Source organism: Orrella dioscoreae (assembly GCF_900089455.2).
Lineage (GTDB): Bacteria > Pseudomonadota > Gammaproteobacteria > Burkholderiales > Burkholderiaceae_B > Orrella > Orrella dioscoreae.
Genome location: NZ_LT907988.1, coordinates 3,399,842 through 3,424,248, shown reverse-complemented (window position 1 = coordinate 3,424,248; position 24,407 = coordinate 3,399,842). Strand labels below are relative to the sequence as shown.

The following is a 24,407-nucleotide window of genomic DNA, read 5'->3' as shown; positions in this document are numbered from 1 at the left end:
CTAGAGACGTGCATTGTCGGGCGCGCTCAAACGTCTAGTAGATAGGCAGGCAATTTGACCGATCGGGCGCCGCCCCTTTCAGCCTCGCTCCGGCCAGTCCGCAAAGGGCGCCGGCCATGCCATCCAGCCATGTGGCCCCAGCGCCATTTCCCCATCCGTCAGCAAACAGGCATCCAGCCGCGCGCGCAGCGCCGCTTCATCCATGTCGATGCCGATCAGCACCAGCTCCTGGCGCGCGTCGCCCACGCCGTCCATCCATTTCGACTGGATCAGCTTCAGGGTCTCGGGATCTTCCGGCCACTGGTCCCTGGCCATCGCCGCCCACCAGTAACCCGCCACGCCATGCCGGGCCACGGCGCCGGCTTGCGACCACGAGCCCGCCAGCGACGGATGCGTGGCCAGCCAGAAGAAACCCTTGGAACGCACCACGCCCGGCCATTCCGAATTCACCAAGGCCGCGAAGCGCTGCGGATGGAAAGGACGCCGTGCCTGGTAGACGAAACTGCCGATGCCGTATTCCTCGCTTTCGGGCACGTGCTCGCCGCGCAATTCCTTCAACCAGCCCGGCGCTTGCGAAGCCTCGGCGAAATCGAACAGGCCCGTCTGCAGCACGCGATCCAGCGGCACCTTGCCGAATTCGGCGAACACGATCCTGGCGCGTGGATTCAACTGGCGCAGGATGGCCACCAGCTTTTCACGGTCCGCGTCGCTGACCAGGTCGAGCTTGTTCAGCACGATGACGTCGCAAAACTCCACCTGCTCCACCAGCAGGTCCACCACCGTGCGGTCGTCTTCCTCGCCCAGCGATTCGCCGCGCGCGGCGAGGTTGTCGCGAGAGCCGTAGTCGCGCAGGAAGTTGAAGGCATCCACCACCGTCACCATCGTGTCCAGCTGCGCCACGTCGCCCAGGCAACGGCCATCCTCGCCTTCGAAGGTGAAGGTCTCCGCCACCGGCAGCGGTTCCGAGATGCCGGTGGATTCGATCACCAACTGGTCGAAGCGGCCCTCGCGCGCCAGGCGCTCGACCTCCAGCAGCAGGTCCTCGCGCAAGGTACAGCAGATACAGCCGTTGCTCATCTCCACCAGTTTTTCATCGGTGCGGGAGAGCTGCGCGCCACCGTCACGCACCAGCATCGCGTCGATGTTCACCTCCGACATATCGTTCACGATCACGGCCACGCGTCGGCCTTCCCGGTTGTTCAGGATGTGGTTCAGCAGGGTGGTCTTGCCCGCGCCGAGGAAGCCGGACAGGACCGTGACGGGGAGGCGGGAAGCGGAGAGAGGCATGGACGCACCTGCGGGAAGCCAGAAAATAGGATGTTATAACATAGCAAAATAATATGTCATGACGCGCCATGCCACGCATTTCCCCAGCGATTTTCCCATTGCAGTACGATTGCCCGCGGCGTGGAGGGGCCTCGCGTCGAGGCCATGCGCCGCCATGCGGACGGCGCTGAGGGGACGGCCGCGCGAGGACTCGCCAGGGGAGAGAAGCAGGATGCGTGATGAAAGCAAACTAACGGTCGCGCTCGATCGGCGACGCTGCGTGGGTCTTGTCGCGGGGCTTGCTGCGTGGGCGGCCTGCCCCGCGCTTGCCGCGGCGCCAGCTTTCGACCGGGTTGCCGCGCAGGGACGCTACCGTGCCTGGTTTTCCGCCTTCCAGGACGATCACCGCCTGGATGCGGGTTCCAGCGCGCGCAGCGTGGTGCCGGATTCGCGTGCCAGCGTCCTGCTTGCGACCCTGGCCACCGAGCCCCAGGCACGTCGCCTGTTCCTGGCATTGCTGCGCGATGCGGTCGTGGCCGGCGACGGAGGGCGTTTTCCCGAGCCAGACCCGGCATACGCCGCCACGCCCGTGCGCGCGTGGTATGTCCATGTCGATGGCGGGGGGCAACTGGAATCCTACTTCAACGATGCGGCGCGCTTCCGGCCCTACCATCTGCCGCCCACGGGTGTGCTCACGCGCGATGCCTATCCCTTTCTGCTCTTCGAGGACGCGCCGGGGCCGTTGCGCTTCGCGGGCGTGTCCAGGGAGTTCTGGGGAATCATCGATTATTTGGGGAATCTTCCTTATGCGTAAGCGTTTCGTCCGCCTTGCACTGCTGTGTGGGGCCGTGCTGCCTGGCGCCGGGACCGCGGCGTGTCCTTCGCCTGCCGCCGGTTTCGAGGCGGTCCCAGGCCTCGACGTGCATGGCGTGGCCGTGGAACTGTCAGGTGTGCGTGTCCTGCTCGGCCAGGATGGCAGCCGGGTGGATACCGCTGGCGCGCCCATCACGGTCAGGCCCGATGGCGATCTGCAGTTGGCCGGTTGGGCGGCGCGGGTCGACTGGCGCGCCTATGCGTCGCCGGACATCGACACCGCGCCCACGCTTGCGTACCGTGACGCGGACGGCACGCTGTGTCGCCTGGCGCGGTGGACTTGGGTGCGCGGCGAGCGGCTGCGCGATGGCGGCTGGGCGTTTTTTTACGACGCCGCCGGGCGTCCCTCCGGCTATGCCGCCTACGACGCCCGGTTTGGAAAGGGCAGGCAGGCACCGCTGCAACGGAGCGACGCCGCCTGCCTGCTGCGCGATGCGGCGGGACATGTGACGCGATTCGTGCCCGCCGTTTGCGGCGAGGCCGCGGATGGGGACGTGCGCTATGTGCGCGACGAGGCAGGCACCTTGCTGCGCGCCATCGATCACCGTCCCACGGGGCAAGCGCATACCGTGGTCGAGTTCGGTTCGGACGGCAAGCAGAAACGCCGGCTCACGCTGGCGTCGGTGCGCGGCGTGATGGTTTCCGGGCAGGGCAATCCCGCTTTCGTGATGCCCGGGCAGACCCGCGAGCGGGTGATGGTATGGCAGGAAGAAGGCGGCAATGCCGTGGAAACCGGCATTCCCCAGGAGCCTTGGCGGATCGTGCGCCTGGATGCGGGTTTTGCGCAGGATGATCCTGGCGCCCAGTCCTGGGATCCGGCATGGCAGACCGTCATCGTGAGCGGTGCCAGTGATGCCACGGGTCGCATCAAGCCCGATCCTGTCGCGTCGCGCCAGGTGTCGGATGCCTTGCGGGAACATCCAGGCCGGGTCTTCTGGTATGTGGATGGAAGCACGCGCTTCCTGTTGGTGCCCAGCCTTGCGCCGCAAGTCTGGGCGGCGTGCGTGGATGCGGAGAATGTGGCACCGGGCGCCTGCGCGCCAGCGGGACGGAGGTAAGGTACAATCCGCCCCGTTGCCGAAGGAAGCACTCCCTTTGGCAGCCCGTCGGGGCGTAGCGCAGCCTGGTAGCGCATCTGCTTTGGGAGCAGAGGGTCGTGAGTTCGAATCCCACCGCCCCGACCACAGGAATTCAAAGGCCTTGCAGAGGTTTCTCTGCAAGGTCTTTTGTTTTTGTCTTAGGGGCTGAGCCGAATCTCGCGCGTTTCGGGTATCTCGCCGCTCCACTTGGGGCGGCCCGCGCACGGCGGGGCATCACGCCCCACCGTCTATCCACTGCCGTATCGTCTTTGCCATGGCCCGCTTCCTGCCGCAGGCGATCCTGCCCTGGTCGAAATCGAAGTCCAGTCCATGGCTGGCCTTGACCTGCGCCAGCCATTGCGGCACATCCGCCAGCTTTGCCAGAGGAGGCAGCTTGCCGTCGTTCTGCAGCGTGTCGCCGCTGTTGACCGAGTAGCGCTGTTTGCCGGTATCGAGCAGCAGGCGCCAGTCGAAGTCAGGGTCGGGCTGCATGACCAGTTGCATGTATGGCGGTGAATACCAGCGGTCGTGGCCGCGCAGCGGCGCGTTGATGGTGATGTTCCAGGCTTCGTTTTCTCCGAAGGGAAGCTGCAACTGCCTTGCCAGCGCCGCCGATTCCGTTTGCGCGGCACGGCTGCGCTGGTGTTCGTCCAGCTTGGCAGCCAGGGCAAGAAAGCCGGTTTCCTCGGCAGCGCAGTTGGGCAGGACGGCCTGGACGAATTCGTTCAGGATGCCCAGCACCTCATCGCGCCGCGGCAGCTCTGGATGGCCGTTCATCAGATCGGCAAGCAGGGTTTCCCGAAGCGCGGGCGTCATCAGCACGATGTAGACCATGCCCCAGAAGCGTAAGTCGGTGAACGCATGGTAGGGGGCGTCGACGCTTGCAGAGTCTTGCCGGTAGGACGTGTGCTGCAGCACCTGCAGGATGTGCCCGGCCAAGGGCAGGAAGGGCTGGAATCCCTTGGGCTTGGCCCGCATGCCGGGCAGGTGGGAAAAATTGCCCAGGTGGGTCAGCAGTTTCCTGCGCGCTTGCAGGGTTTTCTGGTCTTTCTGCGCGCCGGGCAAGACGCCGCGAGCATCGAAACCCAGCAGGAATGCCAGCACATGGGGCTTGGCGCCCGCGTCGCCCTGTTGTGCGCGTGGCAACCACTGGCGGTAGGTGTCGAGCACGCGGGGCAAGGCAGCATCGCTCATCGCCGGCGGCACATGCGTACGGCGCAGGTAATGCAGGCAGAACCGTTCGTGCGCGGCGGCATCGAGCAAGCTTTCCGCCTTGCCTTCCAAGGGGGTGATGCGATGCCAGTTCGACGGCCAGAACGACCCGCCGCCGCGACCGGCCAGGTCGGCCTCCTCATCGGCGATGAATTGCTGCAGTATCGACAGGGCTTCTTGCTGGCTGGACATCGTTTCCTCTGGGTTCAGGTGATCACGGGGAGGCGTGGGATGGGGCAACTGCAGCAAGGCCGTCCTGCTTGGACCGCCAGACTGCCCAGCGGGCCAGAGGCACTATACCTTGCGGAAAAATGCCGTCTCGACGCCGGAGGCGGTAAGCTGGCAACGGGTCGCACCCACAAGGAGACACGATGTCAGTCCTGACGGATATCCTGCTTGCCCCGGTCAGTGAGGCGCCTCGAGTCCTGTCCGATTGGCCACGCGATAAGCGGTGGCCCGCTGTCGCAACACCAGGCTTGGACACGCTGGTGCTTGAAGACCTGGCCGTGGCGATGGGGCGGGAGCAACTGGCGCAAGCCATCCAGGAGCTGGACCCTTCGTGCTTCGATGACGAGGCGCAAGGCCCGTGGATCTATGTGTTGCCGGTCGCGCTGCGCGATGCACTCGCCACCCTTGCGCCGCAAGAGGTCGGCAAGTTGGCCAAGGCCTGGTCCGCGGGGGAAGAGGCTGGCGCAAGAGGCCTTACACCGCTGGTCGCCGAAGGCCTGCTGCATGCCTTGCAGGCGTTGGCGGTGCGTGCGCGTGGCGAGGGCCTGCCGATGCTGCTGTGGATGTCGCTGTAGCGCGCGTCACGCCGCCGCCGCGGCATCCAGCGGCGGCTCGGCGTGGACGACAAAATAGCGCTGTAACGGTTGCAGGCAATCCACCGTGTCGGACTGGTTCTGGATGGCGCGTGGCATCGAGTATCCCTTGATGTGGACGCTCGCGGCCCTGGCCGTCGCCTTGCTGGCCCACACTCATTTGAAAGAGGAGAGGGGAGCCTTGAGTGCCTTGTTCTGCGCGTCGATCGTGACGGTACGCAGGTGCCGGTTGCAGATGAACCAGACCTCATCGCGGTCATTCGACAGGATGAAGAAGGCGTCCGAGCTTTCGGACGCGTTGAAGACACCGAGTGCGCGGTATGCCGTGCCGGCGTTGAAGCCGTTGCGCAGGGGAAAAGGCAGCGGGCCACCTTCCAACTCCTGTACGCGTAGATAAAGGCCTGTCTCCAGCGTCAACATGGGTGTCCTGCTTCGTTTGCCGTTGAACGTTTCTGGATGATGCTACGCCAGGGATGTTAGCGATCTACGCCACAGGTGTGGCGGCTTGTAAATAGTTTGTCGGTTGCTGAAGACGAGAGCGCCCGCCCACTTCGTGAGCGCGGGCGGGCTGACGCAGGTCAGGCGCGGGAACGTTTTTCCGCAACCGCGCAGGCCTTGGCGAATTCCTTGTCTTCGGTCTGCTCGATCTGCGCGATGCGCGCCTCGAACTTCGTGACCAGCTCGCCAAGCAATTCTTCCTTCTGGCGGGTGCGCTCGTTGGCATTGCCCTTGGTGCCGGCCTTGCTGCCCACTTCGGCCCGCAGCGCCAGGCGCTGGCGGCGGAAAAGGTCGCGGTACTTGTCGCGCAGCTTGCGGCTGCGTTCAAGCTTGCTGCGCAATTGCGGTTTGGTCAGCGTCTTGATTCCTGCTGGCGTGGCGGCATCGAACACTTCCAGTTCGGTTGCGGTGAGAAGCTTCTTCGCCGTGGTTCTTGTATAGGCCATCGGGTTTTCTCCGTCAGAGCGGTCGTTGTGCTCCCCGCGAGGACAGCACGCCTACCTGGTTTGAACCTGTGTTCCTGGCATGAGAAACACAAGTGCCATCATAAGGACCCATGACGTAAGAGGGGGTCACGAAGCGTGACCCGCGCCAGCCTTGGCTCCGCTTGCGAGCCAGGCAAATGGCGCTGCTCAGGGCAGGCGCTGGAACATGACGCGGCGAGGATTGACGAACCGAGGGTGCATGCGATCCCGCCAGGGGGTGTCGATGGCGGCGCGCCAGATGGGGCTGCCCTGCGTGTCGCGGGTCTTCAGGTCGTAGCTGGCCAGGTAGCGTGGCGATCCGTCGGTGCGATAGCGGCAGGCATGCACCGTGCCGTCGAGCCCGGCCAGGGCTGGCAGGTGCTCTTCATCGAACCATCGGTTGAACTCCGCTTCCGTGTCGGCAGGGATGTCGGTCTGGGAGGTGTAGTGCCAGGGCTGGGCCCTGCCGTCGGCGGCATTGCCCAGTGTCGTCAGGGCTTGCAATGTGCGGTGCCTGATTGCGTGGCCCGGCGACACCTGGGCGATGGCGGCCCGCAATGCCGACAGCAAGGGTTCGGGCGCCTTGCTGTCGAGCGCGGTGTATATCCACGTCTCGTCGACGTCGACAGCCGTCAGGATATCCAGCACGACACCGGCCGCCTGTTGGCGGACGGTTCGCGCCTGGTCGCTGGACCAGCGCAAGCCGGGGATCTCGATGAGGAGCGTGCGGGGTGTCGTGTCGGTCTGCATGGATGCGCTCTTTCAGGATGCCAGCTTCCTGGCCGTCCCGGCGGATGAAAAAGCCCGTCTGCGGGGTCGTCCCCGCGGGCAATGGAAAGATTGCGAGATAGTAAGGTGAGCCGGGCGATGCAGGAGGAGCGGGAGAGAACCCAGGAGTAATGAAGAGATAAACGTCTTCAGGCCGGGATGGCGTGAAAGCGGATCCCCAAGGCTTTCAGGACTTTCAGCACCGTGGAAAAGTCGGGTTCGCGCTCTCCGGACAATGATTTGTAGAGGCTCTCTCGCGATAAGCCTGTTTCCCGCGCCACCTTGCTCATGCCCTGCGCACGTGCAACATCTCCCAACGCCTTGGCAATGAAGGCAGCATCGCCATCGCTTTCCTCGATGCAGGCATCCAGATACAGCGCCATTTCTCTTGGCGTGCGTAGATGTTCGGCGACGTCGTATGGGCGGGTGGATGTCTTGGGCATGTTGTGTTCCTTCGTTGACGCCAAATCGGGGATGTGAGCGAAATGGTCTTTCGTGGTCACAGGCTTGTTGCCAGCAGATAGGCCAGCGCGATATCTGCCTGCTGCGTCGATTTGTCCCCGCCCGCAAGCAGAACCACGAGGGTGTTGGTATCGCGCTCGGTGTAATAGACGCGATATCCAGGTCCGACATGGATGCGCAACTCTTTCACACCGTGCTGCAGTCCGCGATGGTCGCCTGGATTGCCAAGGGCCAGGCGCTGGACCCGCGCCTGGTTCAGCCGGCGTACGCCAGCTTTTCCGTGCCGTGCTGGCTGTTCCCGAGCGTGGCGCCGCCAAGCTCTATCACTTCCCCTTCGCTGACGGTGAACGCGGACACGGCCTGCTGCAGTTGCCGTGCCTGGGCCTCCAGCGATGCCGCGGCGGCGGCGGCCTGTTCGACCAGCGCGGCGTTGCGCTGGGTGTTGACGTCCATCTGCGAGACGGCGATGTTCACCTGCTCGATGCCGCTGGTCTGCTCGGCCGAGGCGGCGCTGATTTCGCCGACGACGCCGCTGACCTGGTGCACCGAGGCCAGCAGTTGCTGCATGGTCTGGCCGGCCTGCTCGACCTCCTGGGAGCCGGCTTGCACGCTGTCGTTGGAGGACTCGATCAGTGTCTTGATCTCCTTGGCGGCGATGGCGCTGCGCTGTGCCAGCGCGCGCACCTCGGTCGCCACCACGGCGAATCCGCGGCCCTGCTGGCCGGCGCGGGCGGCTTCCACGGCGGCATTCAAGGCCAGGATGTTGGTCTGGAACGCGATGCTGTCGATGACGCCGACGATGTCGGTGATGCGGCGCGCGCCGTCGGAAATCTGCTGCATCGAGGCGACGACCCGTTCCATCGTGTCGCCGCCGGCCCGCGCCACCTCGGAGGCCCGGCGGGCCAGCTGGTCGGCCTGCGCGGCGTTGTCGGCGTTCTGGCGCACGGTGGCCGCCTGTTGTTCCATGCTGGCGGCCGTCTCTTCCAGCGCGGCAGCCTGCTCTTCGGTGCGGCGCGACAGGTCGTTGTTGCCTGCGGTGATCTCGGCGGCGCCGACATGGATCTCGTCAACGCCATGGCGGATCTGGCCGACGGTGCGGGCCAGGCTGGCCTGCATGTCGCGCAGGGGCGGCATCAGCTGGCCGACGCAGTTGTCGCCGAAAGGCGTGATGCGTGCGGTGAGATCGCCCGCAGCGATGCGCTGGAAGTGGCCGCGCACGACCTCCAGGGGGCGGCGCACGTAATGCACGATGTAGCGGTCGGCCAGGAACAGCACGGCCAGGCAGATGGCGAGGATCGCGGCGATGGCCGTGATGGCGGCGCCGCGGCTGGCGCTGGACTCGTCGATGAGCGCGGACTCGTGGCGGTCGGCATAGTTTTCATAGGCCGCCATCGCTTCGCCGAAACCACGGCTCAGTCCCACCACGGCCTGCAGGTTGTGCTGGCGGTAGCCGCGCGCGTCGTTGTTGGCCAGGTACTGGCGCAAGGGCGCCAACCCTTGCGTCAACAAGGCGTCGAAAGCGCGGTCCAGCGGTTGCGCCACGCCGTCGGCGTCGTGCTGGGCAACGTAGTCGCGGTATCGGTCGAAATGCTGGCGGGCGAGTGCCAGCGCCTGCTCGACGGACGCGCCTTCGCTGGCGGCCTCGTTGGCGGCGCCTGCCTCGAGGTATTCCATCTGCCTGCCCAGGCGCAGGCGCGCGCGCATGATCTGGTCATTGGCCTTGGAGAGTTCGGTTATCTCGCGTACCAGCAGGTGGCTGGTATCGAGCGAAGTGCCTGCGGTCCGCAGGGCCTGGATGCTGAGCGCCGACAGGCCCGCGATCAGCAGGCTGATGAGAAGCAGGACGCCCAGCACGATCTTGCGGATGGTGATGTTGCGTAGCCAGGGGAAAGGAGGAAGCCGGTTGGTCATAGCTGCGTGCCCCGTTTGCTCGTCGCCGTTATGCGGGACGATGTCTATTGGATGGGTGGGACGGCGCCGGTGGTTCCATCGCCTTTCGTGGAGAGGTGGAACAGCGAGGCAGCCGCCCGGGCATTGTGCGGACCTGCCAGGTAAGAGTCATGTATCGAAAGGTACGCTTAACCAAACAATGGTATCAAGTTGTTAAAACCTCCCGAATCCGTGAAATAAATGCGTGATGTTTTGTGATGAGCGGAGATATGGGGCAGATCGGTACGGTTGTATGGGTCGGCCGACGTGGCTTTTTCCGTCCCCGGGCAGGGAAAAGGCGGGGTGAAAATCCCGCTTTTCCCTGCCCGATGCGGCGACTGCGAGGGCTCACACCACCTGCGTGACCAGGCGCTTTTCGCCGAACCAGGCGTGCAGGTTCTCGATGAACAGGTCCGCCATGGCCTGGCGGGTTTCGTGCGTGCCGCTGCCGATGTGCGGCAGCAGCACGACCTGGTCCAGCTCGCGCAGCGCGGCGGGCACCTCGGGTTCGTGCTCGAACACGTCCAGGCCGGCGCCGGCGATCGTGCCGGCCTGCAAGGCCTGGATCAGCGCCTGCTCGTCGACCACGGTGCCGCGGGCCACGTTGATCAGGTAGCCATCGGCCCCCAGCGCCTGCAGCACTTCCGCGTTGACGAGGTGCTTCGTGGCATTGCCGCCGGGGATCGCCAGCACCAGGTAGTCGCTGTCGCGCGCCAGGTCCGGCACGCTGGCGGCGTAGTCATAGCGTGCAGGCACGTCGTTGCGGGCGCGGCGGTTGTGATACGAGATCGTCATGCCGAAGGCTTCGGCGCGGCTGGCGATCTGCAGGCCGATGCCGCCCAGGCCGACGATGCCGCAGCGCTTGCCCTTCATGCTGTGGCCCAGCGCGAAATTGCCTTTCAGCGGCCAGTGGCCGCCGCGCACGTAGCGGTCGGCTTCGCAGATGCGGCGCGACACCGACAGCAGCAGGGCCAGCGCCGTGTCTGCCACGCAGGCGTCCAGCACGCCCGGCGTATTGCTGACCACCACGCCGCGTTCGCGCGCGGCGTCGATGTCGATGGGGTCGTAGCCCACGCCATAGCTGATGATGGCTTCCAGCGCGGGCAGCGATTCGATGAGGTCGCGGCGCGCGCCGAAGCGGCCGCTGGTGGCGATGCCGCGGATGCCCGCGCCGTGCTCGCGCAGGTAGGCGGGCACATCCTTGATTTCCCAGCCGCGATGGATCTGGTACTGGGGTTCGATCCTGGCCACGAGATCCGGGGCCAGGGGGCCGGCCATCCACAGGCCGGGAAGTGACTGCTGCGACATGCTTGCTCCAGGAAACGAGGCGGGCCGCCTGGTGGCGGCCCGCCGGGGGACTGCTTTGGGGGGTGTCTTGCCGGGTGTCGTTATTCGACCTTCAGGTTGCGGGCCTTGATGATGTCGCCGTAGCGCGCACGGTCTTCGCTGGCAATGCGCGAGAGATCCTGTGGCGTGGAGCCGTGGGCCACGGCGCCCTGCGCCTGCAGGGTTTCCCGCACGTCGGGGGCGTCGGCGGCTTCGCGCACCCAGGCGGCCAGCTTCTCGACGACTTCCTTGGGGGTGCCCGCCGGGGCCAGCACGGCGGTCCAGGACTGGGTCTGCGCGTTCTTCAGGCCCAGCTCGTCCAGCGTCGGCACGTCGGGCAGCGTGGGCGAGCGCTGCGCGCCGGTCACGGCCAGGGCGCGCAGCTTGCCGGATTTCACATGGGAGACGGTTTCCAGCACCGAGGCGAACAGCATGTCCACGTGGCCCGCCATCAGGTCGGTCATGGCCGGGCCGCCACCCTTGTAGGGCACGTGCATCAATTGCACGCCAGCGGCCTCCTGGAAGATCTCGCCGGCCAGGTGCGGCGCGCCGCCCGAGCCCGAGCTGGCGAAGGTCAGCGTGCTGGGCTCGGCCTTGGCCTGGGCGATGAGTTCGGCGACGGTCTTGGCCTTGACGTTGGGCGAGACCACCAGCACGAAGGGCAGGTCCGAGAACATCGAGACCGGCGCGTAGGCCTTCTCCGGGTCGCTCGTCAGCTTGTAGAGCCAGGGGTTGATGGCCAGCATGCCCGAGTTGGCGAACAGCAGCGTGTAGCCGTCGGGCTTGGCGCGCGCGACTGCGTCGGCCGCGATCTGGCCGGCGGCGCCGGGCCGGTTCTCGACGATGAAGGACTGGCCGGTGGTCTGGCTCAGCTTGGTGGCCAGCAACCGTGCCGAGATGTCAGTGCCGCCGCCGGGCGAGAAGGGCACGAGCACGGAGACGGGGCGGTTGGGGAAGTCCGAGGCGGCTTGGCCCGGCGCGGCGAATAAGGCACACATGGTCAGGGCCGCGCCCAGCAGGCGGCGGCGGAAGCAGGTTGAATGGCTTGTCTCCATCATTGTCTCTCTTATAAGGAAGGAACGCGCCGCCTGGGGCGGCTGTTGTCTCGGAGACCGGTGCTGCGCGCCGGTCCGCGGCCCGTCTCCATGGCGCGCGGGCCAGGGCGGGGGTGAAAAAAAGTATAGGGAGAGACGTTCCGGCATTCCGCATTGGAGCTATAAATAACATCAACCAATATAAAAATTGAATCGCCGGGCGCCATGGACCTGGCGATGAGGGGACAGGCGATGGAGTTGAGGCAACTGGCGTGTTTCGCGGTGGTGGCGGAGGAACTGCACTTCGGCCGCGCCGCGAAACGGCTGGGCATGACGCAGCCGCCGCTCAGCCGCCAGATCCAGTTGCTGGAGCAGCAACTGGGCACGCTGCTGCTGGAGCGCAACAGCCGGCAGGTCAGCCTGACCACGGCGGGCCGCAGCTTCCTGCGCGACGCGCGTTATCTGCTGGAATATTCCCAGCGCGCCGCGCGCAATGCCCGACGGGCGTCCTCCGGCGGGGCGGGCCGCATCACCCTGGGCTTCACCGCGGTGGCCAGCTACCGGTTGATGCCTGACCTGGTGGTGCGCTCGCGCCAACTGCTGCCCGACGTGGAAGTGCTGCTGCGCGAGATGGTGACGCCCGAGCTGGCCCGCCACCTGGTGGCGGGCGAACTGGATGCGGTGCTGACCCGCGCGTTGCCGCAGCAATCAGGCCTGAACAAATACCTCATGCAGCGCGAGCCTTTGCTGGTGGCGCTGGCCGACACGCATCCGATGGCGGTGTTGAACCAGATTCCGCTGCAAGGCCTGCACCGGCAGCCGTTCGTGCTGTATTCCCCGACCGAGGGCAAGTACTTCCATGACCGCGTGGTGGGGGCACTGGAACTGGCCGACGTGCAGCCGGCCTTCGTGCAGAGCGCGGGGCAGACGCATACCGTGCTGGCGCTGGTGCGTGCCGGGCTGGGCATGGCCATCGTCCCGGCCTCGGCGCGCGAGTTGCGGCTGGAGGGCGTGGTGTTCCGCCCCCTGGCCGACAAGGACCTGCATGCCGACATCTACCTGGCGTGGCGCAGCCGGCACGACAATCCGGCGCTCGACGCCTTCCTGGGCCGCGTGGCGGGGATCGAGTCCGCTGCGATCGACTGATTGTGCGGGCAGGCATGGCGATGGAGCGGTCGTTGTGCGAGAGGAAATCCCGCCTCTGCGGGTCTTTCCTGATAAGCGGAATCTTTCAATTGGCGGGCTATTTTTGATTACGTGAGCCGAAAGCCTGCGTGCTAATTTTTCCTTGCTTTTCAAAGACCAATCGATAAATCAAGGGAATCCAGCCATGCATGCAGCACGCAGTCCGCGCCATCCGGCGCACGTCGTTTCCTCGCGTTTTTCCACCTTGCGCCGCGCGGTGATCAAGGCTGTGCTGCCCGCGCTGTGCGCGGGCCTGCTGGCGGCGGGCCCTGCCATTGCCGCCCCCGTGTATCCGGCAGGCAAGCCGATCAGCCTGGTGGTGCCGTTCCCTGCCGGTGGGGGCACGGACTTCATCGGCCGCATGCTGGCGGAGGAACTGGGCAAGATCCTGGAGACCACGGTCGTGGTCGAGAACAAAGGCGGGGCCAACAGCAATATCGGCACCGCCTATGTCACGAATGCGCGGCCCGACGGCTACACGCTGCTGGTCTCGGGCGTGGGTATCGCCACCAACCCGGCGCTCTACAGCAAGCTGCCCTATCGGCTGGAGCAGTTGGAGCAGATCGCCATCCTGGCTTTCGGCTCGGATGTGCTGGTGACTTCGCCGACATTCGCGGCCAAGGATTTCGAGGCGTTCCAGGATATGGTACGCAAGTCGCCGGGCAAGTATTCGCACGCGTCGTCGGGCAATGGCACGTCCGGCCACCTGGGCATGGAGATGCTGAAGATGCGCGCCAAGCTGGACCTGATGCACGTGCCCTACAACGGCGGCGCGGCCGCCATCAACGATGTGCTGGCAGGCCGGGTGGATACCCTGTTCCTGAACCAGGATACGGTGCTGCCGCACGTGCGCGCCGGCAAGCTCAAGGCCCTGGCCATCGGGAGCGCCGAGCGCAATCCGGCCTTCCCCGACACGCCCACCGTGGCGGAAAGCGGTTATCCCGGTTTCTCGTCCGAATACTGGTTCGGCCTGAGCGCGCCGGCGGGCTTGCCGGAGGACGTGGCGCAGAGACTTTTCGACGCCACGCGCACGGCGATGCAGTCACCGCGTATCCAGGAGCGCCTGACCGCCGTGGGGCTAGTCATTCCCACGCTCACCGACAGGAAGCAATACAGCCAACTGGTGGAGAGCGAAGTGAAGAAATGGGGCGAGGTCGTGCGCGCCTCCGGCGCCCGGATCGATTGATTGCCTTGGCATGCACAAGGAAAGGCCGCCGCTTGAACTGACCCCCGAAAGTTGGACGAAATCCAATCTTCGGGGGTTTTTGCATGGCGAAGTACGACGAGCAGTTCAAGCTCAGGGTAGTCAGGCGGTATTTATCGGGCTCGGCGGGAGCCAAGACGGTCGGTGCTGAGCAGGGTCTTGGCCATGCGACGGTCAGACGCTGGGTGCAGAGCTACCGGGAGCATGGCCTGTCCGGGTTGCGCCGCAAGGGGGCAAGCTATGACGCAGCCTTCAAGCTGCAGGTGCTCAGGCGAATGCGGCAGGAGCACTGGTCGCAGGCCCAGACGGCGGCCGCGTTCAACATTCGCTGTGCGACTCACATTGGCAAGTGGGCACGCCAGTATGATGCGGGAGGACTGGGCGCATTGGCGCCCAAACGTAGAGGTCGACCTCCGATGCCCCACAAGCACCCGCCCGCGCCAATTCCCACGGACATGACTGCCGAGCAGATGCGCGAGGAGCTGGCCTATCTGCGCGCGGAGAATGATTATCTAAAAAAATTGAAGGCCTTGATCGAAGCGGAACGGACCGAAGCGCTGGTGAAAAAGCGCAAATTGTCCAAGGATTGAGGCCGACACATCCGCTGTCGCTATTGCTGCGGGCGGCCAAGCTCTCGCGCAGCACGTTCTACTACCATCTGAAGGCGCAGGGTGCGGTCGATCAGTACGCCGCGCTCAAGGCCAAGATCCGTGCTATCTACACACGTCACAAGGGCCGCTACGGCTACCGGCGCATCACGGCCGCGCTGCGCCAGGCCGGCCAGTGCGTGAACCACAAGACGGTGCAGAAGCTGATGCGGGCGTTGGGACTGAAGTCCTTGGTGCGGCCGAAGAGGTATCGCTCGTACCGAGGCGAGGTAGGCCGCGTGGCGCCGAACGTGCTGGCGCGCCAGTTCGAGGCCGACCGTCCGAACCAGAAGTGGGTCACCGACGTGACGGAGTTCAACGTGCGCGGCCAGAAGCTGTATCTGTCGCCGGTGATGGACCTGTACAACGGTGAGATCGTGGCCTACGAGACCAGCGAACGCCCGCTGTTCGGGCTGGTGGGCAACATGCTCAAGAAGGCGATGCGCCGCCTGTCGCCGGGCGACCAACCGCTGCTGCACTCGGACCAGGGCTGGCAGTACCAGCAGCCCAGCTACCGGCGCATGCTGGCCGATCGTGGCCTCACGCAAAGCATGTCGCGCAAGGGCAACTGCCTGGACAACGCCGCCATGGAGAGCTGGTTCGCCACGCTCAAGACCGAGTGCTTCTACCTGCGCCGCTACGACAGCATCGAGCAGCTTCAAAAGGCCATCGGCCAGTTCATCCACTACTACAACCACCAGCGTATCCGGCTCAAACTAAAAGGCCTGAGCCCGGTGCAATACCGAACTCAGGCCTTGGCCGCCTGATCTTTTAAACTGTCCAACTTCTGGGGGTCAGTTCAGCTTGCGGCCTTTCTTTTCCGGGGCTGCGCTCGTGCTCAGGCAGAGGCGTCGTCGACCGGCGTGAGGAAGTTCAGCCGCGTCAAGGTGTGGCGTGCGATATCCACGATGGCATCGATGTGCGCGCCGTGCGAGGCGGTCAGGTAGGAAATGTGGAAGCGCGCGGGGGCGATGGGCGGCTCGCAGGGCAGGGCCCGCAGTGCCCCCATGGACAGCATGTCCTGCAGCAGCGGCACCGGCAGCACGCCGATGGCGTGCCCTGATGCCACCAGGCGCGCAATGAGGGCCAGCGAGTTGGTCGTGCTGAGGCCCGTCATCTCGACGCCGCCGGAGGCCAGCCATTGCTCCACCACGGTGTGCAGCGTGGAGGGTGGGGAGTGCGTGGCGATGTGCTGCCCGCGCGCGTGCTCGGGCCGGAATGGGTCGGCCGTGATGCGCAGCGACGGCGCGGCTACCCAGTGGAACGGCATCCAGCCGATGAAGATGTCGGTGACTTCGTCGCTGGTGGAAGGATTGGTGAACAGCGCCATGTCCAGGTCGCCCGCGTTGAGCTTCTGGTTCAGCACCGCGCCGACATCCACCGTGATTTCCAGCGCCAGCGTGGGGTAGTGTTCCTTGATCTGCGCGATGACGGCGCTCAGGCTGACATTGGCCGAGCACTCATCGGCGCCCAGGCGCAGCTTGCCGCCAAGTTTGCGGTCCTTGCCGTAGTGTTCCAGTTGCCGGCTGCTGTGTAGCGCTGCTTCGGCGTGGCGCAAGGCCGACTGGCCGGTGTCGGTCAGCGTGGCGCGTTGCCGCGAGCGATCGAACAACTGCACGTCCAGCGTGCTTTCCAGTTCGCGGATGCGGGCCGAGACGGCGGGTTGGGTCACGTGCAGGTGGCGCGCGGCGGCGTGGATGCTGCCCAGTTTGGCGGCCCAGTAAAAGGCCTCGAGCTGGCTTAGGGTGATCCGCATGATAAGTAGGGTTTATCAAAGCAGGCCGAAATTTTGATTATTTGGCCAAATTCCCCCCATGATACCTTTTTGATCATCGGGCCTTGCCCCTTTTTCACAGTGGTGTCACGCAGCGATGTATCAGATCCATTCCCTGCCCGACCAGTTGCCGCCGGAAGACCTGGCGCTGCTGGCGCGTGCCGAGCCGGCGACGATCGGCCACTTCCAGACCACCGGTTTCATGCGCGCCGATATCCGCGCCCACAGCCAGGACGTGCGTGTCGCGGGCACGGCGGTGACCGTGCGCATGCCGGGCACCGACGGCGGCATCCTGCATTACGCAATGGGCTGCGTGCGGCCGGGTGACGTGCTGGTAATCGACCGTTGCGGCGAGGCGGTGACGGCTGCGCTCGGTGGCGCCATGGCCTATGCGGCGCTGCAGGCAGGCGTGGCGGCGATCATCGTGGACGGTCTGGTGACCGACCTGGGCGAGCTGCGTGCCTACGGCGTGCCGGTCTGGTCACGGGGCCCGTCGGTCGTCACGACGCGCGTGCTGGGCCAGGAAGGCGAGTTCTGCGGCACCATCGCTTGCGGCGGTATCGCGGTGCGCCCGGGCGATGCGGTGCTGGCCGACGAGAACGGCGTGCTGGTGCTGGGGCCAGGCGCGGTGCGCGCGGCAGCGCAGGCCGCCATCGATTTCCAACTGCATGAGAAGGAGACGCTGGCGCGGCTGCGTGCTGGCGAGAAATTTCCCGACATCGTCGGCTCCCGCGCCGTCATCGATCGCGCCATCGAGGCTGCCCGTGTGGCCAGCCAGGGAGGCCGGGCATGATCACCGACCTGGCACTGGCCGAGCTGGCCGACCGCCTGCGCCGGCGGGAACTCCAAGCCGAGGAAGCCGTGCGCGCCTATCTGTCGCGCATCGATGCGCTGGACGGCTGGCTGCACGCCTATGTGGCGGTCTATGCGGAGGAGGCGCTCGACGCCGCGCGCGCCGTGGACCTGCAGCGCGCGGCGGGCGTGGACCTGGGCCCGCTGCACGGCGTGCCGATTGCCTTGAAGGACATCATCGATATCGCAGGCAAGCCGACGTCCATCGGGTCGCCCATCCACGCGAACACCGTGGCCCACCGCTCGGCTGACCTGGTGGTGCGCCTGCGCCGCGCCGGCGCCATCATCCTGGGCAAGACGCACATGGTGCAGTTCGCCATGGGGGCCTGGGGACCGAACGAGCACATGGGCACGCCGCGCAATCCGTGGGACGACGCCGTGCACCGCATTCCGGGCGGCTCCAGCAGCGGCTCTGCCGTGGCGGTGGCCGGGCGGCTGGCGCCCGTTGCCATCGGCACCGATACCGGCGGCTCCGTGCGCGTGCCTGCCAGCTATTGCGGCATTACCGGGCTGAAGCCGACGGTGGGTCGGATCGATGCCACGGGCGTGGTCACGCTGAGCCAGACCCTGGACAGCGTGGGCATCTTCGCGCACAGCGCCGCGGATACGCGCATCGTGTTCGACGCCCTGGCGCCCGCGGCCTTGGGCGAGTGGGCCGAATCCATCGATGCGCCGCGCTTCAGCGCAAGCGGTTTGACGCTGGGGCGCCTGCCCGACGCGTACCTGGAGAACGTGCAGCCCGAGATGCTGTCGGCCTACGCGGACAGCCTGGCGCTGTTCCGGGAATTGGGCGCGCGCATCGTGACGGTGGCGCCGCCGGTTTCCCTGGATGCGTTCAAGGCCGTGACCGGCGACATCATGATGACCGAAGGCGTGGCGTCGTTCGAGCGCGAGATGACGGACCTGAGCCTGCCGGTGGACGGCTCCGTGCGGCCCCGCCTGCTGGCGGCGCTGGATGTGCCGGCGCGGCGCTATCTTGCCGCCTTGCGCGACCGCGACCGCCTGCAGGCCGAGATGGAGGCGCGCCTGCGCGGCATCGCGGGCCTTCTGACGCCCACCACGCTGACCACGGCGCTGCCGCTGACCGAGGTCGACCACGGCAATGCGCCGGTGCAATACACGCGCATCGGCAACCTGCTGCAGATGTGCGGGGTGTCTCTGCCGAATGGCCGCGACGCCGCCGGCCTGCCCACCGGCCTGCAGATCCTGTGCCCGGGCGGCGATGACCGGCTGGCCCTGTTCCTGGCCGAACTCTTCCAGCGCCACAGCGACCATCACAAGGGGCGTGCCGACCCGCGCCCACGTTAGCGCGGCTGACTGCATTCCGACATAGAACACACCCTCACAGGGGGAGACATGAAAAGACTGATCCTGGCGGCCTGCCTGGCCGCCACGGCGACGCTCGCCTGGGCGCAACTGCCCGCCACGCACCTGCGTGTCGTGGGCGGCGGCAGCCACAACTACACCTTCTCGGCCGTGGAGCAACCATTCTGGCGCGACACGCTGCCCGGAGCCTCCGGCGGCCGGGTCACGGCTGAACTGGTCGGCTTGTCCGAGAGCGGGCTGAAAGGGCCGGAGGTGGTGCGCCTGCTGCGCGCCGAGGCGCTCGACGTTGCGATGGGCGTCTTCGCCTTCGTGAGCGGCGACGACGCCGGCTTCGAGGGCGTGGACCTGCCCGGCATGGCGCCCGACATCGAGACCGCGCACAAGATGGTGCGGGCCTACCGGCCGGTACTGGCAGCGCGCATGCGCGAGCGGCACGGCGTGCGCCTGCTGGCGACGGTGCCCTACACCGCGCAGGTGTTCTTCTGCCGCGAACCCGTCACGCGGCTGGAAGACCTGAAGGGCCGCAAGGTTCGTACGCGTGGACGGAACATGTCCGATTTCGTCAGCGCACTGGGGGCTTCGCCCGTGACCATCGCGTTTGCCGAAGTGATTCCCGCGCTGCAGACCGGCGTGGTGGATTGCGCCGTGTCGGGCATCGGCTCGGGCAACGCGGCCAAATGGTACGACGTGGCCAAGCACCTCTATAACCTGCCCACCGATTGGTCCATCGGCTTCTACGCCATGAGCGAGGCGCGCTGGCGCGAGCTTGAGCCTGCCGTGCAGCAGTTCCTGCAGGCCCAGGCCCAGGTACTGGAAAACCGGTTGTGGGACGAGACCGCGCGCGAGAACGCCTATGCCCTGGCCTGCAACACCGGCCAGGGCGAATGTCGCATCCACACGCCGGCGGACATGCAGGCGCGTACACCCGAAGGGGCGGACCGCGAGGCGGTGCGCGCAGTGGCCGCCAAGGTCGCGGCCGCCTGGGGCGAGCGCTGCGGCCAGGAATGCAAGGCGGCCTGGAACGGCTCGGCGGGCAAGGCGCTTGGCGTCACGCTGCCCTGATCGCAAGGAGAACCCTCATGTCCACCTCTACACAACAGCCGGTACGGATGCTGGAGCGCGTCGCGCGCGGCGGCGCCTGGATCGGCGGGCTCGGCCTGCTGGCCGCTTCCTGGCTCATCGTCATCGACCTGCTGGCGCGCAAGGTGCTGGGCCTGTCGCTGGGCGGCGCCGACGAAATCGCGGGCTATGTGCTGGCGGTCTCCAGCGCCTGGGCCTTCCCCATCACGCTGCTGCGGCGTTCGCACATCCGCGTGGACGTGGTCTATACCCACATGGCGCCCAAGGCGCGCGTGGTGCTGGATTGCTTCGCCCTGATCTGCCTGGGCGTGTTCGTCGGCACCTTGACCTATCACGCCTGGCACGTGCTGGCCGAGTCGATTGCCTTCCGCTCGGTGTCCAACACGCCGCTGCAGATCCCGCAGTGGATTCCGCAGTCGCTGTGGTTCGCGGGCTATGCCTTTTTCCTGTTGACCGTGGTGGTGCTGGGCGCCTGCGCGCTGGCGCGTGTCACTGCGGGCCGCTGGCAGGCCGTGGGCGCGCTGATCGGCATCCATTCCGTCGAGGAGGAGATCGTGGCCGAGACGCAGTCCGCCGGCACGCCCATCGACACCTCCCCGGCCGCGCCAGGCGCAGCCGCGCGGCCGCAACGCTAGGAGCGCATGATGTTGACCTTGACCTTATCCATGCTGCTCGGCCTGCTGGCACTGAGCGTGACCGCCGCCGCCACGGTCGGCCTGCTGGGCCTGACGCTGGCCGAGTTCCATTCGCCCTTGTCGCTCGCCAACGCCATGGGCGAACTGGCCTGGGGCACCAGCGCGGAGTTCCTGCTGGTCGCCATTCCGCTATATGTGCTGATGGGCGAACTGCTGGTCAGCTCGGGGGTGGCGGGCCGTATGTATGGGGCGGTTTCCAAATGGGTGTCGTGGCTGCCGGGCGGTTTGCTGAACGCGAACATCGGCGCATCCGCCTTGTTCTCGGCCACCAGCGGCTCCAGCGTGGCAACCGCCGCCACCATCTCGACGCTGGCGCTGCCCGAGCAGAAGAAGGGCGGCTACCATGCGCCGCTGTTCCTGGGGTCGATTGCCGCCGGCGGCACCCTGGGCATCCTGCTCCCGCCGTCGATCAACATGATCGTCTATGCGTTGATCGCCAACGTGTCGGTGCCCAAGCTCTATCTGGCCGCAACCTTGCCGGGGCTGCTGCTCACGGGTCTCTTCATGGGGTTGATCGTGGGCATATGCCTGCGTCGGCCCAGCCTGGCGGGCCAGCGCCCCTCGGTGAGCTGGTCCGAACGCATCGGCGTGTTGCCGGACCTGTTGCCGCCGCTGGCCATTTTCGTGCTGGTCATCGGCGTGATCTATGGCGGCATCGCCACGGCCAGTGAGTCGGCTGCGCTGGGGGTGGTGGCGGCCATGCTGCTGTGCCTGTGGAACGGCGCCCTCAGCTGGGAAATGCTGGGCCGTGCCTTCGAAGCCACCCTGCGCACCACAGGCATGATCATCCTCATCACCCTGGCGGCGTTCTTCCTGAATTTCGTGCTGTCGTCCATCGGCTTGACGACCAGGCTGGTGTCGTCGGTCTCGGCCCTGGACTTGCCGCCCCTGGGAATGATGCTTGCCATCATCCTGTTCTACATCATCCTGGGGTGCTTCATGGATACGCTGGCGATGCTGGTGACCACGGCGCCCCTGACCGTGCCCATCGTGGTGTCGCTGGGCTATGACCCGGTGTGGTTCGGCGTCATGCTGATCGTGCTGTGCGAGATGGGGCAACTGACGCCGCCTTTCGGCATGAACCTCTTCGTCGTGCACAGCGTGCGCGGCGAGGGCAGGTTCATGGACGTGGTGGTGGGCGTCCTGCCGTTCCTGGCGGTGCTGCTGCTGATGATCGTCCTGTTGCTGGCCGTGCCGCAACTGGCGTTGTGGCTGCCAGGCTGGATGAGCAAGTGAATGGCGCGCCGGGCCGGCATGTCTTCCGGCCGGCGCGTCCCGCCTCACGCGGCGGCCCGGCGCCGCCTGGCGTTGTCCAGGTCGGCGATCGGCGACAGCAGGCCGCGGTCGAAGTCCTCGATGGGCAGACCTGCGCGCACGCGCGCCGGCCAGTCAGGGTGCGTCAAGGCGCCGCGTCCCAGCGTGACGGCATCGGCTTCCTTGCGCGCCAGCATCCCGGCGGCTGCGGCGGGGTCATGCAGCGAGCCATTGGCCAGCACGGGCAGCGCCCCCGCGTGCAGTTTGGCCAGGGCGGCCAGGCTGGCACCGTTGCCGAAAGCCGGTTGCCATGCCTCGAATTCCGTGGTGTGCAGGTAATCCAGCGGCAGCTTTCCCACTGCCTGGAACAGCAATGCCGCGCCGGCCTCGCCTTCGGGCCACTTGTGGGTGAAGTCGTTGACCTTGCCTTGCGAGAGGCGCAGGCCCACCGGGAAGGCGGCTCCCACGGCCGCGCGCACGGCGTGCACGACCTCCGTGGCCAGGCGCAGGCGCGCGGGCAACATGCCGCCGTAGGCGTCGTCACGGAGGTTGGTGTGCGCGGCCAGGAACTGATCCAGCAGGTAGCCATTGGCGCCGTGGATCTCCACGCCGTCGAAGCCGGCTTCCCTGGCCGCCATCGCGGCGTCGGCGAAGCCCCGTACCGCCTCGTCGATATCGGCCTGGCTCATGGCGCGCGGCAACGCATACGGGCCCTGCCCGCGATAGAAGCCCATCTGCGCACCGGCGGGTTGCACCGCGGAAGGCGCGAGGGTGCCGCTGCGCCACGGGTTGCCTTGCGACAGCGCTCCGGCATGCATGAGCTGGGCGACGATGCGCCCGCCTTGCGCATGCACGCCATGGATCACCGCTCGCCAGGATTCCCGTTGCGCGGCCGTGGCCATGCCCGGCTGGTGCAGATAGCCCTGGGCGTGCGCGGTATCGGTGTAGAGCCCTTCGGTGATGATGAGGCCGAAGCCGCCTTGCGCGAAGGCCGCGTAGTACGCGGCGATGGCGGGCGTGGCCAGCCCGTCGGCGGTGGCGCTCACGCGGGTCATGGGGGCCACCGCCAGCCTGTTGCGCAGGGTCAGGCCGCCCAGGTTCAGCGGCTGGAAAAGCGGGGCGATGCCGTCGGGCAGCGTGGTGTCGCGCTGCATCACGCGTCTCCCAGCGCGGCGATGGCTTCGATCTCGATCAGGGCGGCCGGGTCGTACAGGGCCTTGATCTCGGCGATGGTGTCGGCGGGGTAGGGGGGCGAGAAGAACTGGCGGCGCAAGGCCACGACATCCTGGAAGTGGTTCATGTCGGTGACGAAGATCGTCACCTTGATGACCTTGTCCAGGCTGCTGCCGCCAGCTTCCAGCGCGCGGCGCAGGTTGGCGAATGCCTGTTCGCCCTGGGCGCGGAAGCCGCCCGCCACGATGCGGCCATCTTCGCCGGCGCCGGCCTGGCCGGAGATGAACAACAGGTTTCCGAACTTGATGCCTTGCGACAGCAGGTAGGGTTCGTAGGGATCGGGATGGGTGATGACGCGTTCCAGCATGAGAATCTCCGTTGAGTCGAGGTGTCAGGAGGGGATGAAATGAAATCAGCTATCCGTTCCCGGTGTGACGTCATGATGTGCATTGACGGGCGCAACGACAAATGGTCAATAATCAGCTATAAGATGATTTTTTCTCATCTGATTGAGCTTGCATGCGACGCCTGCCGCCGTTGTCCGCGCTGCGCGCCTTCGAGGCGGCTGCGCGCCTGGGCAGTTTCAAGCGGGCCGCTGACGAACTGGCCGTGACTCCCACCGCCATCAGTCACCAGATCCGCGCGCTGGAGGCCCATACCGGACTCGTGCTGTTCGCGCGCCAGGTGCGCAAGGTTGCGCTGACCGAGGCCGGGCTGGCGCTTTATCCGGTGCTGCGCGATGGCTTCGATGCCTTCGAGGCGGCATTCGACCGCCTGTTGCAGGCACGCAGGCGCATCCGCGTGACGATCTCCGCCACCAACGCCTTCACCGCGAAATGGCTGGTGCCGCGCGTGGCCAGCTTCCATCAGCTGCATCCCGGCATCGACCTGCAACTGCATGCCTCGGATGCGCCGGTGGATATGGTCCACAGCGATGTCGACATCGCGATCCGCTATGGGCGTGGCCCGTATCCGGGCTTGCGGGCCGAGCCGATGTTTGCCGATCACTATGCGCCCGTGGTCAATCCCAGGTTGGGCATCACCTCGCCCGAGGCGCTGGCGCATGCGCCGCTCATCCATTTTTCCTGGCAGGCCAGCCTGTCTTTCAATCCCACCTGGGACAACTGGTTTGCGCAGGCGGGCTTGCCGCCGCCCGCCGAGCGGGGCCATCTTCACCTGTCGGACGAAGGGCATGCCATCCAGGCCGCCGTGGCCGGACAGGGCGTCGCTCTGCTGAGCCTGGCGCTGGTCGCGGGCGAACTGGCCGCGGGCCATCTCGTCCAGCCTTTCGGCCCGACCATCGCCGGGCATACCTATCACCTGGTGCTGCGCGCCGGGCCGGATGCATCCGTGCTGGCGGCGGCCGACTGGCTGCGCGCGCAGTTGGGGGCGGGCGGCGCACTGCCTTGTTGAGCCCTGGCTGGCAAAGGCGGGCGGATCTTCACGCGCATCAAATACCCTTAATCCGGTAGATTCCGCGTGCGA

At 66.4% G+C, this 24,407-nt stretch carries 25 protein-coding genes and 1 tRNA gene; 13 read left to right on the top strand and 13 right to left on the bottom strand.

All coding sequences use genetic code 11. The features are described 5' to 3' along the window. Positions 1-78: 78 nt before the first annotated feature. Complete coding sequence (zigA, locus tag ODI_RS15950) at positions 79-1,287, bottom strand: zinc metallochaperone GTPase ZigA (protein WP_067755661.1); 1,209 nt, start codon at positions 1,285-1,287, stop codon at positions 79-81. Positions 1,288-1,498: 211 nt separating this feature from the next. Here zigA and ODI_RS15945 point away from each other — a divergent pair, with 211 nt between their 5' ends. From ODI_RS15945 to ODI_RS15935, 3 genes are all read left to right on the top strand, one after another. Continuing rightward, positions 1,499-2,080, top strand: coding sequence for a hypothetical protein (locus tag ODI_RS15945; RefSeq protein WP_157929777.1), 582 nt, complete (start codon positions 1,499-1,501; stop codon positions 2,078-2,080). After that, positions 2,073-3,197: a hypothetical protein gene (locus ODI_RS15940; protein ID WP_067755667.1), complete on the top strand. Its 1,125-nt coding sequence runs from the start codon at positions 2,073-2,075 to the stop codon at positions 3,195-3,197. Before ODI_RS15945 ends, ODI_RS15940 begins: the two co-directional genes overlap by 8 nt. Before the next feature lie 49 nt (positions 3,198-3,246). Continuing rightward, a tRNA-Pro gene (locus tag ODI_RS15935) sits at positions 3,247-3,323 on the top strand. 129 nt (positions 3,324-3,452) lie between these two features. Here the strand turns inward: ODI_RS15935 and ODI_RS15930 are convergent. Continuing rightward, positions 3,453-4,622 (bottom strand): hypothetical protein, encoded by a 1,170-nt coding sequence (locus tag ODI_RS15930; RefSeq protein ID WP_067755670.1) that lies wholly within the window; start codon positions 4,620-4,622, stop codon positions 3,453-3,455. A gap of 296 nt (positions 4,623-4,918) precedes the next feature. Here ODI_RS15930 and ODI_RS15925 point away from each other — a divergent pair, with 296 nt between their 5' ends. After that, positions 4,919-5,233 carry a hypothetical protein gene (locus tag ODI_RS15925; RefSeq protein WP_157929776.1) on the top strand — a complete coding sequence of 105 codons (315 nt, stop codon included), beginning with the start codon at positions 4,919-4,921 and terminating at the stop codon, positions 5,231-5,233. Positions 5,234-5,407: 174 nt separating this feature from the next. Here ODI_RS15925 and ODI_RS15920 read toward each other — a convergent pair whose 3' ends face one another. From ODI_RS15920 to ODI_RS15885, 8 genes are all read right to left on the bottom strand, one after another. Continuing rightward, positions 5,408-5,671 carry a nitroreductase family protein gene (locus ODI_RS15920; RefSeq protein ID WP_067755675.1) on the bottom strand — a complete coding sequence of 88 codons (264 nt, stop codon included), beginning with the start codon at positions 5,669-5,671 and terminating at the stop codon, positions 5,408-5,410. Between the two features lie 158 nt (positions 5,672-5,829). After that, positions 5,830-6,195, bottom strand: a complete 366-nt coding sequence (locus ODI_RS15915) for a hypothetical protein (protein ID WP_067755678.1) — start codon at positions 6,193-6,195, stop codon at positions 5,830-5,832. Positions 6,196-6,381: 186 nt separating this feature from the next. After that, positions 6,382-6,963 (bottom strand): DUF4286 family protein, encoded by a 582-nt coding sequence (locus tag ODI_RS15910; protein ID WP_067755681.1) that lies wholly within the window; start codon positions 6,961-6,963, stop codon positions 6,382-6,384. Between the two features lie 167 nt (positions 6,964-7,130). Continuing rightward, the gene (locus tag ODI_RS15905; protein WP_067755710.1) at positions 7,131-7,424 is read right to left on the bottom strand and encodes an addiction module antidote protein; all 294 of its coding nucleotides are present in this window, start codon (positions 7,422-7,424) and stop codon (positions 7,131-7,133) included. Positions 7,425-7,480: 56 nt separating this feature from the next. Next, positions 7,481-7,645 carry a type II toxin-antitoxin system RelE/ParE family toxin gene (locus ODI_RS15900; RefSeq protein ID WP_231968269.1) on the bottom strand — a complete coding sequence of 55 codons (165 nt, stop codon included), beginning with the start codon at positions 7,643-7,645 and terminating at the stop codon, positions 7,481-7,483. A gap of 53 nt (positions 7,646-7,698) precedes the next feature. After that, entirely contained in the window at positions 7,699-9,354 is a 1,656-nt protein-coding gene (locus ODI_RS22635) for a methyl-accepting chemotaxis protein (protein ID WP_067755686.1), read from the bottom strand. Positions 9,355-9,720: 366 nt separating this feature from the next. After that, complete coding sequence (locus ODI_RS15890) at positions 9,721-10,680, bottom strand: 2-hydroxyacid dehydrogenase (protein ID WP_067755689.1); 960 nt, start codon at positions 10,678-10,680, stop codon at positions 9,721-9,723. Between the two features lie 80 nt (positions 10,681-10,760). Further along, positions 10,761-11,753: a Bug family tripartite tricarboxylate transporter substrate binding protein gene (locus ODI_RS15885; protein WP_067755713.1), complete on the bottom strand. Its 993-nt coding sequence runs from the start codon at positions 11,751-11,753 to the stop codon at positions 10,761-10,763. Positions 11,754-11,984: 231 nt separating this feature from the next. Here ODI_RS15885 and ODI_RS15880 point away from each other — a divergent pair, with 231 nt between their 5' ends. From ODI_RS15880 to ODI_RS15870, 3 genes are all read left to right on the top strand, one after another. Then, on the top strand, positions 11,985-12,878 hold the full coding sequence (locus ODI_RS15880; RefSeq protein WP_067755692.1) for a LysR family transcriptional regulator: 894 nt from the start codon (positions 11,985-11,987) through the stop codon (positions 12,876-12,878). Positions 12,879-13,062: 184 nt separating this feature from the next. Beyond that, positions 13,063-14,103 carry a Bug family tripartite tricarboxylate transporter substrate binding protein gene (locus tag ODI_RS15875; RefSeq protein WP_082985367.1) on the top strand — a complete coding sequence of 347 codons (1,041 nt, stop codon included), beginning with the start codon at positions 13,063-13,065 and terminating at the stop codon, positions 14,101-14,103. Between the two features lie 83 nt (positions 14,104-14,186). Then, a protein-coding gene (locus tag ODI_RS15870; protein WP_098020833.1) for an IS3 family transposase occupies positions 14,187-15,535 on the top strand; the annotation gives its coding sequence in 2 pieces (ribosomal slippage) (positions 14,187-14,673 and positions 14,673-15,535; 1,350 coding nt in all). Positions 15,536-15,606: 71 nt separating this feature from the next. Here the strand turns inward: ODI_RS15870 and ODI_RS15865 are convergent. After that, positions 15,607-16,524 (bottom strand): LysR family transcriptional regulator, encoded by a 918-nt coding sequence (locus ODI_RS15865; RefSeq protein ID WP_067753802.1) that lies wholly within the window; start codon positions 16,522-16,524, stop codon positions 15,607-15,609. 115 nt (positions 16,525-16,639) lie between these two features. On the opposite strand from ODI_RS15865, the gene ODI_RS15860 reads away from it, so the two are divergent. From ODI_RS15860 to ODI_RS15840, 5 genes are read left to right on the top strand one after another with little or no spacing between them, the layout of a single operon-like run. Next, positions 16,640-17,335 (top strand): RraA family protein, encoded by a 696-nt coding sequence (locus ODI_RS15860; RefSeq protein WP_067753799.1) that lies wholly within the window; start codon positions 16,640-16,642, stop codon positions 17,333-17,335. Continuing rightward, positions 17,332-18,702, top strand: coding sequence for an amidase (locus ODI_RS15855; protein WP_067753796.1), 1,371 nt, complete (start codon positions 17,332-17,334; stop codon positions 18,700-18,702). The genes ODI_RS15860 and ODI_RS15855 overlap by 4 nt, the downstream gene beginning before the upstream one ends. Positions 18,703-18,750: 48 nt before the next feature. After that, complete coding sequence (locus tag ODI_RS15850; RefSeq protein ID WP_082985307.1) at positions 18,751-19,782, top strand: TRAP transporter substrate-binding protein; 1,032 nt, start codon at positions 18,751-18,753, stop codon at positions 19,780-19,782. A gap of 17 nt (positions 19,783-19,799) precedes the next feature. Next, a complete protein-coding gene (locus ODI_RS15845; RefSeq protein WP_067753790.1) occupies positions 19,800-20,435 on the top strand; it encodes a TRAP transporter small permease subunit in 636 nt (211 codons plus the stop codon). Between the two features lie 9 nt (positions 20,436-20,444). Continuing rightward, on the top strand, positions 20,445-21,731 hold the full coding sequence (locus ODI_RS15840; protein WP_067753787.1) for a TRAP transporter large permease: 1,287 nt from the start codon (positions 20,445-20,447) through the stop codon (positions 21,729-21,731). Positions 21,732-21,775: 44 nt separating this feature from the next. Here ODI_RS15840 and ODI_RS15835 read toward each other — a convergent pair whose 3' ends face one another. Next, positions 21,776-22,903, bottom strand: coding sequence for an oxidoreductase (locus tag ODI_RS15835; protein WP_067753782.1), 1,128 nt, complete (start codon positions 22,901-22,903; stop codon positions 21,776-21,778). Then, positions 22,903-23,289 carry a RidA family protein gene (locus tag ODI_RS15830; protein WP_067753779.1) on the bottom strand — a complete coding sequence of 129 codons (387 nt, stop codon included), beginning with the start codon at positions 23,287-23,289 and terminating at the stop codon, positions 22,903-22,905. Before ODI_RS15830 ends, ODI_RS15835 begins: the two co-directional genes overlap by 1 nt. A gap of 152 nt (positions 23,290-23,441) precedes the next feature. On the opposite strand from ODI_RS15830, the gene ODI_RS15825 reads away from it, so the two are divergent. Beyond that, positions 23,442-24,335 (top strand): LysR substrate-binding domain-containing protein, encoded by an 894-nt coding sequence (locus ODI_RS15825; protein ID WP_067753777.1) that lies wholly within the window; start codon positions 23,442-23,444, stop codon positions 24,333-24,335. The last annotated feature ends 72 nt before the right edge of the window (positions 24,336-24,407 follow it).

Excerpts from the sequence above, each read along its gene's own strand:
- ODI_RS15830 (WP_067753779.1), bottom strand. The coding sequence starts at position 23,289 with ATGCTGGAACGCGTCATCACCCATCCCGATCCCTACGAACCCTACCTG.
- ODI_RS15915 (WP_067755678.1), bottom strand. The coding sequence starts at position 6,195 with ATGGCCTATACAAGAACCACGGCGAAGAAGCTTCTCACCGCAACCGAA.
- ODI_RS15850 (WP_082985307.1), top strand. The coding sequence starts at position 18,751 with ATGAAAAGACTGATCCTGGCGGCCTGCCTGGCCGCCACGGCGACGCTC.
- ODI_RS15860 (WP_067753799.1), top strand. The coding sequence starts at position 16,640 with ATGTATCAGATCCATTCCCTGCCCGACCAGTTGCCGCCGGAAGACCTG.
- ODI_RS15940 (WP_067755667.1), top strand. The coding sequence starts at position 2,073 with ATGCGTAAGCGTTTCGTCCGCCTTGCACTGCTGTGTGGGGCCGTGCTG.
- ODI_RS15875 (WP_082985367.1), top strand. The coding sequence starts at position 13,063 with ATGCATGCAGCACGCAGTCCGCGCCATCCGGCGCACGTCGTTTCCTCG.
- ODI_RS15865 (WP_067753802.1), bottom strand. The coding sequence starts at position 16,524 with ATGCGGATCACCCTAAGCCAGCTCGAGGCCTTTTACTGGGCCGCCAAA.
- ODI_RS15880 (WP_067755692.1), top strand. The coding sequence starts at position 11,985 with ATGGAGTTGAGGCAACTGGCGTGTTTCGCGGTGGTGGCGGAGGAACTG.
- ODI_RS15835 (WP_067753782.1), bottom strand. The coding sequence starts at position 22,903 with ATGCAGCGCGACACCACGCTGCCCGACGGCATCGCCCCGCTTTTCCAG.
- ODI_RS15905 (WP_067755710.1), bottom strand. The coding sequence starts at position 7,424 with ATGCCCAAGACATCCACCCGCCCATACGACGTCGCCGAACATCTACGC.
- zigA (WP_067755661.1), bottom strand. The coding sequence starts at position 1,287 with ATGCCTCTCTCCGCTTCCCGCCTCCCCGTCACGGTCCTGTCCGGCTTC.
- ODI_RS15890 (WP_067755689.1), bottom strand. The coding sequence starts at position 10,680 with ATGTCGCAGCAGTCACTTCCCGGCCTGTGGATGGCCGGCCCCCTGGCC.
- ODI_RS22635 (WP_067755686.1), bottom strand. The coding sequence starts at position 9,354 with ATGACCAACCGGCTTCCTCCTTTCCCCTGGCTACGCAACATCACCATC.
- ODI_RS15910 (WP_067755681.1), bottom strand. The coding sequence starts at position 6,963 with ATGCAGACCGACACGACACCCCGCACGCTCCTCATCGAGATCCCCGGC.
- ODI_RS15920 (WP_067755675.1), bottom strand. The coding sequence starts at position 5,671 with ATGTTGACGCTGGAGACAGGCCTTTATCTACGCGTACAGGAGTTGGAA.
- ODI_RS15845 (WP_067753790.1), top strand. The coding sequence starts at position 19,800 with ATGTCCACCTCTACACAACAGCCGGTACGGATGCTGGAGCGCGTCGCG.
- ODI_RS15825 (WP_067753777.1), top strand. The coding sequence starts at position 23,442 with ATGCGACGCCTGCCGCCGTTGTCCGCGCTGCGCGCCTTCGAGGCGGCT.
- ODI_RS15855 (WP_067753796.1), top strand. The coding sequence starts at position 17,332 with ATGATCACCGACCTGGCACTGGCCGAGCTGGCCGACCGCCTGCGCCGG.
- ODI_RS15945 (WP_157929777.1), top strand. The coding sequence starts at position 1,499 with ATGCGTGATGAAAGCAAACTAACGGTCGCGCTCGATCGGCGACGCTGC.
- ODI_RS15885 (WP_067755713.1), bottom strand. The coding sequence starts at position 11,753 with ATGGAGACAAGCCATTCAACCTGCTTCCGCCGCCGCCTGCTGGGCGCG.
- ODI_RS15840 (WP_067753787.1), top strand. The coding sequence starts at position 20,445 with ATGTTGACCTTGACCTTATCCATGCTGCTCGGCCTGCTGGCACTGAGC.
- ODI_RS15930 (WP_067755670.1), bottom strand. The coding sequence starts at position 4,622 with ATGTCCAGCCAGCAAGAAGCCCTGTCGATACTGCAGCAATTCATCGCC.